We start from the raw sequence: 15764 nt of genomic DNA, 5'->3' as shown, positions 1-15764 counted from the left end.
CTGATGCTTGAAGTATGAAGGGTATAAATTGTATTAGCTCAGACCTGATCTGCAGTTACCGGTTATTTATACAGGTGTCTGTCAGATTACATCTGGCTTAAATTCTTCTCAGCCCAGATGCGTTTTCCATCAAGTAATGTTTTCATTCGCGTTCGGTCACAGCGCGTTTTTTCCCTTATGGGTTCGCTCATTATTATAATGAGCCAGCCACTCATCAATATCCGATAGTGATGTTTCCCGATCGCCATACAGCTTTTTGCGGAACCTTACCTGATAAAGCTCGTTCAGTATTGCTTTATGGAACTGCTCGCAGATGCCATTGGTCTGCGGTGACATCACTTTGGTTTTCGTATTCTGACAATATACCTACAAATTCTGTTGCATCCTGCAACTTATCACCTTCATAGACAAATTGATTCGTTTACCGAATTAAGCGCCACGGACTTTATCGTAACGCTTTAGAACCGTGGCTAAGGCGCAGCGAAGTGAGCACCGAACAGTTGCGGCTCTATAGTGAAAACAGATCCAACCCCAAACCCTATGTCACCACTGTGGAGCAAGGGGCGCTAATCCGTTTATATAGGGATTGATTTCTTCTCCTGTGATTCCCGTATTCGCTTCCGGTTAATCGTTTCCCGGCACAACCCGTCCCACAAGCAACCGTATTGCCCCTGCCGGGAGCTAATCCCCCCAGAGACTTTATTCGTTCCTGGTGATTTTTCGCTCATCGGGCAAAATAAGAGATAAGATAATTCCCACCACAGCAATGACTGCGACGCCAGTGTAAATACCCTGAAAACTCCCGAGCCATGACTGAAAGTATCCGCTGCCTATATTGCCGAAACTGGTGCCAATACCCAGAAAAACGTTAGCAACAGCGAAGATAGCGGTGGAGGTCTCAGGGCTTGAAGTTTTGGTTATGTAAGCCGGAATAAGTCCATAGATAGCATAGAATGACAGACCGAAAGCAACAGCTGCTATACGCAAAGCCATGGTTCCGCTCTCAATTGCAACGAGCACGCCAGCAGCGAGGAGGATGCCATACGACAGTGCCAATGCAATACGAACACCGATTCTGTCAGCCAGCAGGCCAAAAGCGAACCCACTGGCAAGACCAGTGACTCCAATTATTGACCAGAGTTGACCTATAAATGATATTGAAAAGCCCTGCTCATTACCCAGGAAGGAAGCAAGATAATTCTGCCAGGGACCACATGCTATACCGCTTAATGCCAACAGCACCCAAATCAGGAAATTACGGGGTACTGCAACAGGAATGAATCGCTGTGATTTATCCGGATTGGCCTGTTTTTCTGAACAATTTTTTCGGGCATCTGGACCGAACGCATCAGCGGCCAGTACGCGTAGCAGGATATAGCCGATAATAGCTACAGTAACCGAAATCGCTCCAATAACCATCCATACGGTCCGCCAGTCATAGTTATGTATAAAAAAGGGGACGATCAAACCTGTGGCAAACTGCCCATAGGCCGTTCCACTGGATATCAGTCCATTAACGCTTGACTGCCAGACTACTGGTACAACTTTACCTATGACACTAACAGTCGGAATTACCACCATTGCAGCACATGAGCCGAGAGCAATTAACAAAGTGCCCGTCTGCCATATATCCTGTACGGCGGATAACAGGATTAGTAAAAAACCGGCAGTGAACGCTGCCACAAAAATTACATGTCCTCCTCCGAACCTGCGCGTTATATGCGAACAAAACAGCGATGCCATCAGATATGATACCTGCGCTCCTCCTGTAATTATGCCAACGGCGGGAATGTCAAAATCGAGACTTTTTCGCATATAGGCGACCAGTACCGAAAAAAGGTACAGCCCAAAGCCAAAAACGATCGCCATATAGAGTGTAAGGATAACAGCCACGCCGACAGTATTTAACAGACCAGCGGGGCGCGTAATGCTGCGTTCAGACTGCATAAACAGGGATCCTTATCGCAAGGTGGCGGGCACGTACATCAGGTATTTTGCGTATGTGTCCACATTTCAGGTATCATCTATATACGATAACACCTATATAGCATATTTTCTATATAGAATAATCACTATATGGATTCCATTAGCAGTAACAGAGAAGGTTTCATGCAGAGTTCAGGCTCAACATCAGAAGCGGGGTTGCAGGAGGTCTTACATGCGCTCGCTAACCGACACAGACTGATGATTATTGGCTGGCTGGCTGACCCCAAAGCAAATTTCCCTGCACAGCGTGACGGGGATCTTATTGAAGATGGTGTCTGCGTCAGTTTCATCACCGACAAAACTGGACTGAGTCAGCCTACAGTAACAACGCACATGCAGGTACTGGCGAAAGCGGGGCTGGTTATACCCAGGCGGATAAAAAACTGGGTTTACTACAGACTTAATGACGCTGTTGCAGAACAGTTTCTGGGGAATCTGGGCTCCTTGCTGCGTCGATCATAAGGGCTCTGCTTATTCAGGGTTCAGATCTTTCCATATAAGGCAGAATCCCGCTTTTGTTGATCCCTGACCATAGCATTTAGGATAGTGAGCAATTTGCGCCTACAAGCAACAAGGGCCAGCTTTTTGGCTTTACCGGCGGAAAGCAGACGCTGATAAAAGGTTCTGATGGCAGGATTGAATTGTATTAGCGTGATTACCAGGGGGTACTGACGGTATAATTACCAGGCGATTTTGACGCAACCAGATTACCGACTCCTCATTGCTCTATCAACCAAACGGACATCAGGCCGTTTGTTGTATAGATTTTGCTCGGGCGACACGTAAAGCAGTCGTGTTCATGTTTTGGCGAAGCCAGATACTACGACCCCCTCCGGAGCTAATGTCCATACCGTACTCAGCCTTCACCTTCAAAGCGACTTTTTGTTGACCCAGATGAGGATACTCAATGGAGAATTGCACGACCGTATTCTCAATGATGAGCTCTGTGCAATTTTTATGCCTCAGATTAGGCATTTCTTGCCGTTTAACTGCGTTGCTTCCACCTTCTTTTAGACGTCGCCTGTGGCGGTAAATGTATCGCAGGACACGCCGCTCAGGCGTGATGCTTCGGCAACATTGCCAGGTTTGTCAACCAGGGCCAGTACATCGAGCTTTTTCTGGACGTCGATATCTTCCATCGATGTTTTAACGGGCTCCATAACCTCTGACAGCTGTAATTGTCTGCCGGCAAAGTAAGCACTGAACCGTTCATGGCAGGCTGATTGATAAGCCCGATCTGAAAGGCGCGATGAAATACTGGCGCGGTCAGGCTTCGCCTATCGGTTTAACTTTTTGCGTAATGCGCAGACCAGCGACGGTGATCGGCGTGCCAGTTCATGGCGATCTGGCGAAATGTCTGCCCGTTTTTCCTTTTCTGCTGCGCGATTTTCTTATCAACGGCAGGATCGGCCCCTTCACGCACTTTAGCGCGTGCGGCATCGCGTAGCTGACGCGCTTTAAACAGGGAAACATCCGGGTAGGGACCAAAGACCAGCTTTTTTTCTTTGCCATAGATGCGGTACTTCATGCACCAGAGTTTTGAGCCGTTGGGTTTGATCAGCCGGTACAGTCCTGAACTGTCTGCCAGTTTGAAGGCTTTATCGGCGGGGTTGATCTTGCGGATAGCGGTATCGGTTAATGCCATAGCGGGGGCTCCATTTTCTCAACGAACCGTGAGGCCCCCGATTAAGACCCATAAACTATGGATATCAAAAAACCCGGCAGTCCTTTGCAGGATAGTCGGGTAAAGATAACGTCTTGTTTTTTTAACGCTTCAGGACTTACAGCAACGTCATGAAACTAAAATCTGGCTCCTCTGACTGGACTCGAACCAGTGACATACGGATTAACAGTCCGCCGTTCTACCGACTGAACTACAGAGGAATTGTGTGAACGGGGCGCATCATAGCCAGACGCCAGTCGGCTGTCAACGCTAAATGCCCGTCCGGCATCCGATTGCCTGCGTCGTGTACAATTCGGGCCTTTTCTGAACTCAGAACGCCTGGCTGGCCGGCGCGGATGAGACGCTGCGCCAGTTTTGCAACCTGATTAGCGGGTCCTGACGATAAAACTGGCGGAACTGCAGGTACAGTTCGGGGAAGCGTTCGCACAGTAATTCCGGCGCGCTGAAAAAGTACTCCGACAGCACGGCAAAACATTCGGCCGGGTCGCTGGCCGCGTAAGCATCCATACTGGCCGCCTCTTCGCCGACCTGGTCGATCTCATCCTGCAGCGACGCCATCGCGGCGTGCAGCTGTTGTTCCCAAACGATAACGTCGCGCAGCGCGATAGGCGGCACGCCATTGGCGCCGCCGCCGTTGCGCATATCCAGTTTATGCGCCGCTTCATGGATGACCAGATTAAAGCCGGACAGATCGAAGGAATCTTTCACTTCTTGCCAGTTGAGCACGATCGGCCCCTGCTCCCAGCTCTGCCCCGACTGCACCGTGCTGCCGGTGTGCACCAGACCGATATCGTCCTGCCATTCGTCGTGCACGATAAACGGCCCCGGATAGAGCAGCACTTCGTGGAAACCATCCAGCCACTCAATGCCCAGCTCCAACACCGGTAAAGCAAACAGCAGCGCGATGCGCTCTTCCATCAGCGGCGTCACGGTTAACCCCTGCAGGGCAATCAGCCGTTTTTGACGCATAAACTGATGCGCCAGCGCGATCAAACGCCGCTGCTCTTCGTGACTCAGCGGAGCCAGCAAAGGAATATTGAGCGCCGGCTGCCATTTTTCCCGGTCCAGATTCGCTGATTTATCGGTCTTCCACGGCCACTTAATCATGGTATTGCTCGCTAAGTCATCACTTGAACAGAAAGGCGCAGGTTAGTACTGTTAAAATGCCGCAAAACCTGGCATGATAGCAACCCGTTACCACGGAGAGATGCCGGAGCGGCTGAACGGGACGGTCTCGAAAACCGTTAAGGGGGCAACCCCTTCGAGGGTTCAAATCCCTCTCTCTCCGCCACTATTCAAACACTTATCGCTGCAGACTTCCACGATACCTGTCACACCAGGCGGATTATTCGCCATTTCTTTATCTGCCCGGTTTATCGCTGCCCGATTGCAGTCGCTCGCCCTGTCGTTGTGCGAGGGCCAGCACGCTCCGGGCTATCGCGTCCATACAATCAATCGCCCGGTAAAAATCCACCTTCCATGAAGAGCCCTTCTATGAATGGGGTATTGATTGCGTCTTAAAAGGGCGTACCAAAAGCCTTAAAAAGAAGTCTCTGTCAGCCCTGTAATATTTAAATCCAAAGACAATAAGGCAGCGCCAAAACCGGTGGCTAACCATGCCCGTAGGACGTGGTTTTCAGTTAGCAATAAAAAACGGATACCGCCGCTCACGCCGTGGTATCCGTTGCAGTATTTCAGCTTAATCCGCAGGCGGGATTATTTCTCCAGCGCGTAGGCAATCACGTAATCGCCGCGATCCGGCGATTGACGGCCGCCGCCGGCCGAAATCAGTACGTACTGCTTGCCGGTCGCCGGCGATTTGTAGCTCATCGGGCCGCCCTGGCTGCCCACCGGCAGGCGCGCTTTCCACACCTCTTTGCCGGTTGAAGAGTCGAAGGCGCGCAGATAGTAATCCTGAGTGCCGGCGATAAACACCAGACCGCCCTGGGTGGCCAGCGTCCCGCCCAGCGTCGGCAGGCCGACGGGAATAGGCAGGCGCATTTTAACGCCCAGCGGCCCGGTATCGCGTACCGTCCCGACCGGTACCTGCCAGACTATCTGCTGAGTTTTCATCTCGATAGCCGACAACGTGCCGAACGGCGGCTTCTGGCACGGAACGCCCAGCGCCGACATAAAGCGGTTTTTATTGACCGCGTACGGCGTACCTTTCATCGGCACCAGCCCCATGCCAGTGTTGACGCTCTCGCCGCCGCTATTGGTCGCCGTGCTGGCCGGATCGGCTTTGACCATCTGAATCCACAGCCCCAGCCGCATATCGTTGACGAAAATATAGTGGTTAACCGGATCGGTCGACATGCCGCCCCAGTTCATCCCGCCGAGCGAGCCAGGGAAACTGAGCGAAATATCGCTGTCCGGCACGGTGTACAGGCCGTCATAGCGCATGGACTTGAAGGCGATGCGGCACATTAGCTGATCGAACGGCGTCGCGCCCCACATATCCGCTTCCGACAGTTTCTGCGCCCCAATCTGCGGCATGCCCACCGATAGCGGCTGCGTGGGCGAGTACTGTTCGCCGGGGATGGCGCCCGCTTTGACCGGAATCTCTTTCACTTCCGTCAGCGGCTGGCCGGTTGCCCGATCGAGCACATAGATCTGACCGGCTTTGGTGCCGATAACCAGTGCCGGTTTGCTGCCGCCGTCTTTGGCGGGAAAATCGATCAGGCTCGGCTGCATTGGCAGATCGAAGTCCCACAGATCGTTATGTACGGTCTGGAATACCCATTTTTCCCGACCGGTGGTGGCGTCAACCGCCAGCACCGAGGCGCCGTACTTATGGTCGAGCGGCGTACGATCCGCCCCCCACAGGTCAACCGACGAGCTGCCCATCGGAATAAACAGCGTATTCATTGAGGCGTCGTAGGACATCGGCGCCCAGGCGTTCGGCGAGCTGCGCGAATAGCTTTCCCCCGCGGCCAGTTCACGGTTGGGATCGCTGGCGCGCGGATCAAACGCCCAGCGCTGAGCGCCGGTGATCACGTCAAAACCGCGGATCACGCCGCCGGGCATATCGGTACTGACGTTATCCGCCACCCGACCGCCCACCACCACCGTGCTGCCCGCCAGCGTTGGCGCCGAAGTCAACACATAGCTGGGATCGGCCGCCGCGCCCATATTGGCCTTCAGATCGACGCTGCCGTTCTGGCCAAAGTCCGGGCAAAACCGTCCGCTCCCGGCGTCCAGCGCAATCAGCCGCGCATCAATGGTATTCATTAAAATACGACGCTGGCACAGCGCGCCCGGCGCCACCTGGGCGACCGGCACCGGCGAAGCGTCCTGCGCCACCGGCTGAGTCAGCGGCTTCGTCGCATCGAAATAGGCCAGCCCCCGGCAGCGCATCCAGACGGAAGATTTAGCGTTGATCTCCGTTTTCCACAGCTCCTTACCGGAATCCGCATCAATGGCAATCACATTGTTGTGCGGAGTGCACAGGAAAACCCGGTTGCCCACCTGCAGCGGCGTCTGCTGATCCTCAGCGCCGTTGCCGTCAGGGCTGAGCGGAGTATCGCCGGTGTGGTAGGTCCAGGCGACTTTGAGGTTCTGCACGTTATCACGGGTAATCTGGTCAAGCGCGACGAACCGGCTGCCGCCGGCATTATTACCGTAGTGATCCCAGTCCTTCTGCTCGTGCAGAGCATCGACAGGCGTCAGCGGCAAGGGCTGTCCGGAGAACGCCACCGTCGGGTGCGGTTGAAACATCAACGCGCCAGTGGCGGCCAGGCAGACGACGATAACGCCGGACGCGCCATAAAAAAATACGCAGCGCGTCGGCTTGCCGCTCAGACGGCGCAGCGTGGGCCAGCAAAGCATCGCCAGCAACAGCAGCACCGCGAGATAAAACAGGCGCGACACCAATGGCCAGAACTCCAGCCCGACATCGGCCAGCGCCCAGATCACGGTGGCGATAAATACCGCGCTGTAAATCAGCACGCCCGAGGCGCGGCGGCGAAAAATCTGTACGCCGGACAGCGCAATAAACAGACCCGCCGGCAGAAAATAAGCGCTGCCGCCGAGCGAAAGCAGTCGCCCGCCGGCCACGACGAAAAAGGCGCCCGTCAGAAACAGCAGTAAGCCTAAAATGTAACACCACCAGCGAACCCATTTTTTAGCTGGCACTACGCCTGCATCCACCATGCTGCCTTCTCCCCAAAATGTATTTATCTGCCGCGGCGTTCCCATCACTGCCCTGCCGGCCCCAAACGCCGACCGGCCGCCGGCTAACGCGCTACGGCGTTGTCCTGCGGCCGGCGAGCGCCTTACTCAAAACGATAAGACAGCGTCGCCCCGCCGCCCCAGTTACGCCCCGGCGCCGGCTCGAAATAACGGCCGTTGCCCTCATTGACGATAACCGAACCGACGTAGCGCCGATCGAACAGGTTGTCCACCCGGCTGAACAGGTCCAGCGCCCAGTTATTCCAGTTGAGGCGGTAGCCCACATTCAGCCCGGCTACCGTATAGGAGGGCGCCTGAACGGTATTTTCGTCGTTGGCCTGAATATCGCTCATATAGCGAAGATCGGCGCCGGCATACCAGCCCTCTTCCGGCTCCCAGCCCAGGGACAGGTAGCCCATATTGCGGGCGATGCCCGGCAGTCGATTGCCGGCCGGCACCACTTCATCCGCCGGGCAGTTGCTCGTGCCGCAGCTGTCGCTGCGGTAGGTGGCGTCGAGCAGCGTCCAGGCCATTTTCAGCCGCCAGTCCTGGGCGAACTGCTGATCTAGCGACAGTTCAACGCCGCGCCGCCGGGTTTTACCTGCGTTCGCATAGCTGGTGCGTCCACCGCTGCTTTCCGCGACCACCAGTTCATTATCGGTATTGGTCTGGAACAGCGCGGCGGTGATCAGACCGTTGCCGACGCGCATTTTACTGCCCAGCTCGACGGTATCGCTGGTCGAGGGTTTCAGCCCCATATTTAACCCGGCCTGACCGTCCGGCCGGTAGGAAAGTTCGTTGATGGTGGGCGTTTCAAAGCCGCGGCCGGCCGACAGGTAGACATTCCAGCCGGCGTTGAGCGCATAGCTGAGCGAGCCCATCGGCAGCCACTGATGGTAGCGCGTGCTGCCGCTGTCATCGCCGTTGCCGCCGGTAATGTAGCGGTCGCTGGAGTCAAAGCTGACCGTGCTGTAGCGCACGCCCGCATCCAGCGTCCAGTCGGGCGTCAGCCGCCAGTTGGTCTGCAGATACGGGTCCAGGTTCCACATGCGGTTTTTCTCATTGCGGCGCAGCGCGCCCTTCTCGCCGTAGGCGATATCGCTGCCCTGCAGAATAAAATTCTCATAGCCTCGCCGCCGCTCCGTCAGCGTTTCATAATCCAGCCCGCCGGTCAGCGTCACCGGCACCGACCCCAGCTGATTCTGATGCGTCCAGCGGCTATCTATCCCCTGATAGCGCCGCTCGAGATCGATCACGCCGCCGGCATGCGTCGCGCTCAGTTGCGCCGAACGCGGGATGGACTGATATTGCGTGGTGCGGCGCTCGCCGTACCACGTCATCATGCTCAGCTCATCGTGTTCGCTCATCTGCCGCTGATAGCGCAAGCCGGCCTGAGTCTGGTCGATGGTTTTACGGGTGTTGTACTGCCCGGCGCGCGGCGACTGACGCGGATTGGCGCGCCATTCTGATTCGGTCAGACCGCCCGGATCGTCCGCATCGATCGAAACGCTGTTGAACAACAGGGTCAGGGTGCTGACATCGTCCAGCCGGATGCCCAGCCGGGCGTTGCCCAGATTTTTCTGGGTGGCGCTGCGATCGCGAAAGCCATGGGTGGTGAAGCGCGAAGCCGATACCGCATAGTCGACGTCGCCCGCCTGACTTCCGTCGCCGGTGGCGCCCGTCGCCTTGATGCTGTTGCGCCAGGTGCCGTAGCTGCCGTAGTAAGTGCCGGCCTCAATGGTGGTCGGCTGGCTGCCGCTTTCAGTTTCGACATTGACCACGCCGCCGGACGCATTGCCATACAGCGCGGAATAAGGACCGCGCAGCACCTCAACCTTATCCACCGAATTGAGATCGATATTCGATGTCTGTCCCTGACCATCCGGCATGCTCGACGGGATGCCGTCCACATAGATGCGCACGCCCCGCACGCCATACATTGAGCGGCTGCCAAAACCGCGTACCGACAGCTGCAGGTCCTGCGCATAGTTCTGCCGGTTCTGGATCTGCAGCCCCGGCACGCCGGACAGTTTTTCCGACAGGTTGATCTGCGGCGCCGCGTCGCGCAAATCGTCCCCGTTCACCACGCTGACCGCGGCGGGCGTATCCAGTTCGGACAGGCCGCTGTGCTGCCTGACGATAATTAACGTCGAGTCATCCCCCGGCGCTTGCGTTAACGTGGCTCCGTCGCTCGACTGAGCCACGCTGAATGCAACCGGCGAGAATAAAAATAGCGGCGTCAAAAAAATAACCGGAAATTTATTTTTCGTTGAAAAGGGTCGAAAGCTGGAACCCAAACGTCTGCTGCGTTGCTTATGCACTAAAGACTGAGAGAAACTATTCATCCGTCATTTGCACCATACTATTAAATTAGTAACACATAAAAAGTATATGGTTGATTTCCTGTTCTCGCCTGCGGCGAACCGGAATAATCAGACGGCGCACGGTCATTACGATGACCGGCGTCGTTATCCTGCCGCTCTATTTCTTCCCTTTCTTCCCTTCATCTTTCAATACGCCGGCAGGCTGACCGGGCGCCGGCCCCCGAATTATTTAGGATATCCCCTTACATACTTCGGACTGCTGGCGCGCTGGTTTTGTTACTTGCCCCCTCCATAGGGTTCGCCCCCGCAGGGCCACGCCAGCGGCGTTCAAATCCGCTACCGGTGGATTTATCGTTTCCCCGATCACTTACTGCGGTAATCGGCTGGCAGATTAATGAGGGAATCCTGTCTCTCAGCGAAGGTCAGCCATTAGCTGGAGAATTCGTTGCCGACGAATATACCGCGGTGTCACCGCCTGCCTGCATTTGAATTATTTTGGATATATATATGACACCGATGTAAATCACATGATAATAAATTGTCACAACTATAGCACTCACGCCCGGCGATGAGAACCCGGTTCAATCGGCCGAATAAATTAATTATCCGTCATGTCTCCTGAATAATTCTGCTTACAGGATCAAACGTTATCGGTTTGAACGACGCAACGCGCAGGTTCTTCACCAGCAGGGCTCATTAATGAACGTCAGATTGCTGACAACGTTGGTTATCAGGCCGGGTGCATCGGCATGGCGGGCGGACAATGCCGACAGGATCGCAGGGCAGAATGAGCAGAATGAGCAGAATGAGCAGAATGAGCAGAATGAGCAGAATGAGCAGAATGAGCAGAATGAGCAGAATGAGCAGACTATTTTGCATCTCTGCCAGTATTACATTAGCATTATCTAAATTAGAAACCTCTGTTATAAGGTTCATTCACCGTTGCAAGAGAAAGACCGACAATTTTTGCAGCAAAACGCCGCCAGGGCGGCGGCCCTGCTGCGCGCCATAGGCAATGAACATCGACTGCTGGTGCTGTGTCTGCTTATCGAATACGGCGAGCTATCGGTCGGCATGCTGCTTGAACAGGTTGACCTGAGCCAGTCCGCACTGTCTCAACACCTGGCGAAGATGCGCGAGGAAGGGCTGGTTACTTACCGACGTGAAGCGCAAACGCTGTACTACAGCATCGAAAACCCGGATGTGGAAAAGGTGATCGCCACACTCAAAAACATTTTCTGTTCCTGATTCGCCGGAGAAGACCATGATGTCCATCACGAACATTCCGCCGCGCGTCGCGCTGGAGAAACTCAACGCTGGCGCCCTGCTGATCGATATCCGCGCGGCAGACGACTATGCCCGCGAGCATATCGCCCAGGCGCAAAACATTCCGCTGGAGCAGCTTGCCGCCCGTAAACCGCAGCTTAACGGCGGCCGCGCGGTGATTTACCACTGCCGCTCCGGCCAACGCACCCGCATGCATGCCGATGCGCTGGCGGCGGATTTACAGTGCGACAGCTATATTCTGACCGACGGACTGGAGGGCTGGAAGCAGGCCGGCCTGCCCACGGTTATCGACCGCGATCGGCCGCTGGAGCTGAATCGCCAGGTGCAGATCGCGGCCGGCGGCATCGTGGTGCTGGGCTTCCTTCTGGGCCTGACGATCTCGCCCTGGTTTCATATTCTGTCGGGGTTTGTCGGCGCAGGCCTGATTTTCGCCGGCGTCTCCGGTTTCTGCGGTCTGGCGCGCGTGCTGATGAAAATGCCGTGGAACCGTAAAGCACAGGAAACAACGAAGTAACGCCGGACGCCGACGCCGTGAACGTCGGCGCCCTGCCGTCCTGCCGGGCCGAATGCCTGAACGCAGACAACGCGCCTGCGGCCTGAAGTATGACGGAGAGACAGATCATATTGTGATACCTCAGACGTGGAGCAGAAGAATATCTTCTACGCCTCATACCCGCCAATATAATTTATCTTATTGATTATTATTGTATTAAATTAATTCCAGCCGTTACTCATCCTGATTCCGCAATGTGACTGCTCTCATCTTTCTCAATAATCGACCTGATCAGGGGTTTACTTTATAAGCACGGGCCTTTATATATAAACAAGTGTTCGATATTGGTCATATGTTTAAGTTATATAATAATAAAATCTGTCTTATTAAACAGAGGGCCATGTATTTGCCATGTGGTAATAAAACAAATGGCCTTTACACCCTAAATAATTCGAGTCGCAGGACTGCGCGTTATCGTTTTGAACAATGCAAAGCGCCGGCCCGCCGGGGTATGACCCGTGCATGGGCCGAATAATCGAGCGCAGACAATACGCCGGCGGCCTGAGGTATGACGGGATAATACAATTACCCACGAGGTGTCATTGTGTTAGAACAACATTATATTGTCACCATTGGCTCGATAAATATGGATATTATCGGATATCCTGAAGCCTGCCTTAATTATGCCGATTCCAACCCAGGGAAAATCAGGTTCACGCCCGGCGGCGTAGCGCGAAATATCGCGCAAAACCTGGCGTTATTAGGTAAGCAATCCTTCTTGTTTTCCGTAACGGGCAATGATTTTTACGGCAGAACCATTCTGGAACACACTCAGGCCGCCGGCGTCAACGTCGAAAAATGCGTGGTTATCGATGATGCTCATACTTCGTCGTATTTGTCCCTGCTGGATGAAAACGGCGAAATGCTGGTCGCCATCAACGATATGCAAATTGTCGACAGACTGAGTCCGACGCTGCTGCAGCAACAGCTTCCCTTTATTCGTAACGCCGCCCTGATTATCGCCGACTGTAACCTGTCGCAAGAGACATTGGCCTGGCTATTCCGCCACGCCGGCGACACGCCCATCTTCGTCGACCCGGTATCGGCCCATAAGTCGGTAAAAATCCAGGACTGGCTGCACGCCATTCACACGTTAAAACCCAACCGGCTCGAAGCGGAAACGCTAAGCGGCCTCGCTATCGTCAGCCGGCAAGACGCGGAGCGGGCGGCCGCCTGGTTCCACCGGCAAGCGGTGAAACGCGTGATATTGAGCATGGGCGCCGAGGGGGTGTATTACAGCGAGCGCAATGGCGCGGCGGGCTGGTCGCCGCCGGTGCAAACAACGGTAATCAACGTCACCGGCGCCGGCGATGCCATGATGGCGGGCCTGGCGTCCTGCTGGCTGGATCGGCTGCCGCTGGCCGCCAGCGTACGTTTCGCGCAGGCCTGTTCCGCGCTGACCCTATCCTCGGAATTTACCAACAGCCCCGAATTATCTTTTAGCAATGTGAACGCTTTACTGGAGTCCGACCATGTCTGAAGCCCCTATTTCCCGTGAATTTCTCGATATTTCTCCCGAAATCAGCCGCGCCCTCGCGCACGGAGACCCCGTGGTGGCGCTGGAATCCACCATCATTTCTCACGGCATGCCCTTTCCACAAAACGCCAGGACCGCGATTGACGTCGAGGAAACCATAAGAAGTCAGCGGGCGATCCCCGCCACCATCGCGGTGATTCACGGCAGGATGAAGGTTGGGCTAAGCAGAGAAGAGATCGAGCTGCTCGGGCGCGAAGGCCATAACGTGACCAAAGTCAGCCGCCGCGATCTGCCGTTTGTCATCGCGGCCGGTAAACACGGCGCGACGACCGTCGCCTCAACCATGATTATCGCCGCGCTGGCCGGCATTAAGGTGTTCGCCACCGGCGGTATCGGCGGCGTGCACCGCGGCGCGGAGAAAACCTTCGATATCTCCGCCGATCTGCAGGAGCTGGCCCATACCAATGTAGCCGTGGTGTGCGCCGGCGCAAAATCCATTCTGGATTTAGGGCTGACCACCGAATATCTGGAAACCCAGGGCGTTCCGCTGATCGGTTATCAAACCCGCACGCTGCCTGCCTTCTTCTGCCGTACCAGCCCGTTCGGAGTCAGCATTCAGCTCGACTCGCCGCAAGAGATCGCTAAAGCGATGTGGGTTAAATGGCAAATCGGTCTCAACGGCGGTTTGGTGGTGGCGAACCCGATCCCGTCGTCCAGCGCTATGCCGGAAGACGCCATCAACGCGGCGATCGATCAGGCGATCGCCGAAGCGGATCGGCAGGGCATCGTGGGTAAAGAAAGCACACCGTTCCTGCTGGCGCGCGTCGCCGAGCTGACGGGCGGCGACAGTCTGAAATCCAATATCGAACTGGTTTTCAATAACGCCATTTTAGCCGCGGGCATCGCCAGAGAATATCAGGCGTTAGTGCCGCACGCAGGCTAAAAACATCAAAGCGGTGTGGATCGTTAATCCATAAAACCTGCCGGACAAGGCGGATTATGATTGATAAAGGGTCATGATGATGGATTTATTAAGAAGCGCGATCGGCGTTCTCGTCTTGCTGGCGATAGGTTTTATCCTTTCGGTCAATAAAAAACAAATTAGCCTCCGAACCGTTGGCGCCGCATTGCTGCTGCAGATTGCGCTGGCCGGCATCATGCTCTATTTCCCGCCGGGAAAATGGCTGATGGAAAAAATGGCGATGGGCATACACAAGGTTATGTCATTCAGCGACGCCGGCAGCGCCTTTATTTTCGGCGCGCTGGTCAGCCCTAAAATGGATAGCGTGTTTGACGGCGCCGGATTTATTTTCGCTTTCCGGGTTCTGCCGGCCATTATTTTTATTACCGCGCTGATCTCCATGCTGTACTATATCGGCGTAATGGGGTTCCTGATTAGAATCATCGGCAGCTCGTTACAGAAACTGCTTAATATCAGCAAGATCGAATCCTTTGTCGCGGTGACCACTATTTTCCTCGGTCAAAATGAAATCCCCGCCATTATCAAACCGTTTTTAGGCCGTCTCAACCGCAATGAACTGTTTACCGCCATCTGCAGCGGCATGGCGTCTATCGCCGGCTCCATGCTGGTCGGCTACGCCGGTATGGGCGTGCCGGTCGACTATCTGCTGGCCGCCTCGCTGATGGCGATTCCCGGCGGCATCCTGTTTGCCCGCTTGCTCAGCCCGGCGACCGAAGCCTCAGCCGTCGATTTCGACCAGCTCTCGTTTTCTGAACGGCCGGCCAAAAGCATTATCGAAGCGGCGGCCGGCGGCGCGATGACCGGGTTAAAAATCGCCGCCGGCGTAGCCACGGTGGTGATGGCGTTCGTCGCCATTCTCGCCATGTTGAACGGTATTCTGGGCGCGCTGGGCGGCCTGTTCGGTCTGACGCATCTCTCGCTGGAGAGCATTCTCGGCTACCTGTTCTCGCCGCTGGCGTATCTGATGGGGGTTGACTGGAACGAGGCCTCGCTGGCGGGCAGCCTGATTGGGCAGAAGCTGGCGATCAACGAATTTGTCGCCTATCTGAATTTCTCCCCCTATTTGCAGGACGGCGGCGGCGAACTGACGGCGAAAACCGTAGCCGTGATCTCTTTTGCGCTGTGCGGCTTCGCCAATATTGGCTCCATCGGCGTGGTGGTCGGCGCCTTCGCCGCGATCGCGCCTGAACGGGCGGGCGAAATATCGCAGCTCGGCGTCAGAGCGCTGGCCGCCGCCACCTTATCGAACCTGATGAGCGCCACCATAGCGGGATTTTTTATCGGTTTAGCCTGAGCCGGCC

Annotated in this window: 12 protein-coding genes, 2 tRNA genes and 3 pseudogenes; 8 read left to right on the top strand and 9 right to left on the bottom strand. The window is 55.3% G+C overall.

Annotation, left to right across the window (positions count from 1 at the left end):
* Window positions 1–86: 86 nt before the first annotated feature.
* Window positions 87–354 (bottom strand): annotated as a pseudogene (locus tag FJU30_RS09945) (integrase core domain-containing protein); the annotation flags it as partial.
* Between the two features lie 345 nt (window positions 355–699).
* A complete protein-coding gene (locus FJU30_RS09940; RefSeq protein WP_150434809.1) occupies window positions 700–1947 on the bottom strand; it encodes an MFS transporter in 1248 nt (415 codons plus the stop codon).
* Between the two features lie 162 nt (window positions 1948–2109).
* Here FJU30_RS09940 and FJU30_RS09935 point away from each other — a divergent pair, with 162 nt between their 5' ends.
* A complete protein-coding gene (locus FJU30_RS09935) occupies window positions 2110–2448 on the top strand; it encodes an ArsR/SmtB family transcription factor (RefSeq protein ID WP_150434808.1) in 339 nt (112 codons plus the stop codon).
* Window positions 2449–2468: 20 nt separating this feature from the next.
* Here FJU30_RS09935 and FJU30_RS27140 read toward each other — a convergent pair.
* The 5 genes and pseudogenes from FJU30_RS27140 to mtfA form a co-directional block, all read right to left on the bottom strand.
* A pseudogene (locus FJU30_RS27140) lies at window positions 2469–2630 on the bottom strand (IS110 family transposase); the annotation flags it as partial.
* A gap of 366 nt (window positions 2631–2996) precedes the next feature.
* Entirely contained in the window at window positions 2997–3125 is a 129-nt protein-coding gene (locus FJU30_RS27455) for a hypothetical protein (RefSeq protein WP_263406726.1), read from the bottom strand.
* Between the two features lie 155 nt (window positions 3126–3280).
* Window positions 3281–3631 (bottom strand): annotated as a pseudogene (locus FJU30_RS09915) (Arm DNA-binding domain-containing protein); the annotation flags it as partial.
* 163 nt (window positions 3632–3794) lie between these two features.
* Window positions 3795–3870: transfer RNA gene (locus FJU30_RS09910), tRNA-Asn, on the bottom strand.
* Window positions 3871–3979: 109 nt separating this feature from the next.
* Window positions 3980–4777, bottom strand: coding sequence for a DgsA anti-repressor MtfA (gene mtfA / locus FJU30_RS09905; RefSeq protein WP_150434807.1), 798 nt, complete (start codon window positions 4775–4777; stop codon window positions 3980–3982).
* Window positions 4778–4871: 94 nt separating this feature from the next.
* Here mtfA and FJU30_RS09900 point away from each other — a divergent pair.
* Window positions 4872–4961: transfer RNA gene (locus tag FJU30_RS09900), tRNA-Ser, on the top strand.
* A 425-nt stretch (window positions 4962–5386) separates the two neighbouring features.
* On the opposite strand, the gene FJU30_RS09895 is transcribed toward FJU30_RS09900, so the two are convergent.
* Together FJU30_RS09895 and pqqU are read right to left on the bottom strand one after the other, a co-directional pair.
* Window positions 5387–7822, bottom strand: coding sequence for a glucose/quinate/shikimate family membrane-bound PQQ-dependent dehydrogenase (locus tag FJU30_RS09895; protein WP_150434806.1), 2436 nt, complete (start codon window positions 7820–7822; stop codon window positions 5387–5389).
* A 122-nt stretch (window positions 7823–7944) separates the two neighbouring features.
* Window positions 7945–10089: a TonB-dependent receptor PqqU gene (gene pqqU / locus FJU30_RS09890; RefSeq protein ID WP_395858544.1), complete on the bottom strand. Its 2145-nt coding sequence runs from the start codon at window positions 10087–10089 to the stop codon at window positions 7945–7947.
* Window positions 10090–10863: 774 nt separating this feature from the next.
* Here pqqU and FJU30_RS26820 point away from each other — a divergent pair.
* From FJU30_RS26820 to FJU30_RS09860, 6 genes are all read left to right on the top strand, one after another.
* The gene (locus FJU30_RS26820) at window positions 10864–11073 is read left to right on the top strand and encodes a hypothetical protein (RefSeq protein ID WP_191091568.1); all 210 of its coding nucleotides are present in this window, start codon (window positions 10864–10866) and stop codon (window positions 11071–11073) included.
* Between the two features lie 33 nt (window positions 11074–11106).
* Window positions 11107–11412: an ArsR/SmtB family transcription factor gene (locus FJU30_RS09880; protein WP_150434804.1), complete on the top strand. Its 306-nt coding sequence runs from the start codon at window positions 11107–11109 to the stop codon at window positions 11410–11412.
* A gap of 19 nt (window positions 11413–11431) precedes the next feature.
* Window positions 11432–11965 carry a rhodanese family protein gene (locus tag FJU30_RS09875; RefSeq protein WP_150435021.1) on the top strand — a complete coding sequence of 178 codons (534 nt, stop codon included), beginning with the start codon at window positions 11432–11434 and terminating at the stop codon, window positions 11963–11965.
* A 583-nt stretch (window positions 11966–12548) separates the two neighbouring features.
* On the top strand, window positions 12549–13484 hold the full coding sequence (locus FJU30_RS09870) for a PfkB family carbohydrate kinase (protein WP_150434803.1): 936 nt from the start codon (window positions 12549–12551) through the stop codon (window positions 13482–13484).
* Window positions 13477–14424: a pseudouridine-5'-phosphate glycosidase gene (locus tag FJU30_RS09865; protein ID WP_150434802.1), complete on the top strand. Its 948-nt coding sequence runs from the start codon at window positions 13477–13479 to the stop codon at window positions 14422–14424. Before FJU30_RS09870 ends, FJU30_RS09865 begins: the two co-directional genes overlap by 8 nt.
* Before the next feature lie 79 nt (window positions 14425–14503).
* A complete protein-coding gene (locus FJU30_RS09860; RefSeq protein ID WP_150434801.1) occupies window positions 14504–15757 on the top strand; it encodes a NupC/NupG family nucleoside CNT transporter in 1254 nt (417 codons plus the stop codon).
* Window positions 15758–15764 lie beyond the last annotated feature (7 nt).

Source organism: Affinibrenneria salicis (genome assembly GCF_008710095.1).
This window is presented reverse-complemented; position numbering and strand designations above follow the sequence as displayed.

What these genes read in the sequence shown, in the direction of transcription:
- mtfA (WP_150434807.1), bottom strand. Translation starts at nt 4,777, where the DNA reads ATGATTAAGTGGCCGTGGAAGACCGATAAATCAGCGAATCTGGACCGG.
- FJU30_RS26820 (WP_191091568.1), top strand. Translation starts at nt 10,864, where the DNA reads ATGAACGTCAGATTGCTGACAACGTTGGTTATCAGGCCGGGTGCATCG.
- FJU30_RS09895 (WP_150434806.1), bottom strand. Translation starts at nt 7,822, where the DNA reads ATGGTGGATGCAGGCGTAGTGCCAGCTAAAAAATGGGTTCGCTGGTGG.
- FJU30_RS09860 (WP_150434801.1), top strand. Translation starts at nt 14,504, where the DNA reads ATGGATTTATTAAGAAGCGCGATCGGCGTTCTCGTCTTGCTGGCGATA.
- FJU30_RS09865 (WP_150434802.1), top strand. Translation starts at nt 13,477, where the DNA reads ATGTCTGAAGCCCCTATTTCCCGTGAATTTCTCGATATTTCTCCCGAA.
- FJU30_RS09935 (WP_150434808.1), top strand. Translation starts at nt 2,110, where the DNA reads ATGCAGAGTTCAGGCTCAACATCAGAAGCGGGGTTGCAGGAGGTCTTA.
- FJU30_RS09875 (WP_150435021.1), top strand. Translation starts at nt 11,432, where the DNA reads ATGTCCATCACGAACATTCCGCCGCGCGTCGCGCTGGAGAAACTCAAC.
- FJU30_RS27455 (WP_263406726.1), bottom strand. Translation starts at nt 3,125, where the DNA reads ATGGAAGATATCGACGTCCAGAAAAAGCTCGATGTACTGGCCCTGGTT.
- FJU30_RS09940 (WP_150434809.1), bottom strand. Translation starts at nt 1,947, where the DNA reads ATGCAGTCTGAACGCAGCATTACGCGCCCCGCTGGTCTGTTAAATACT.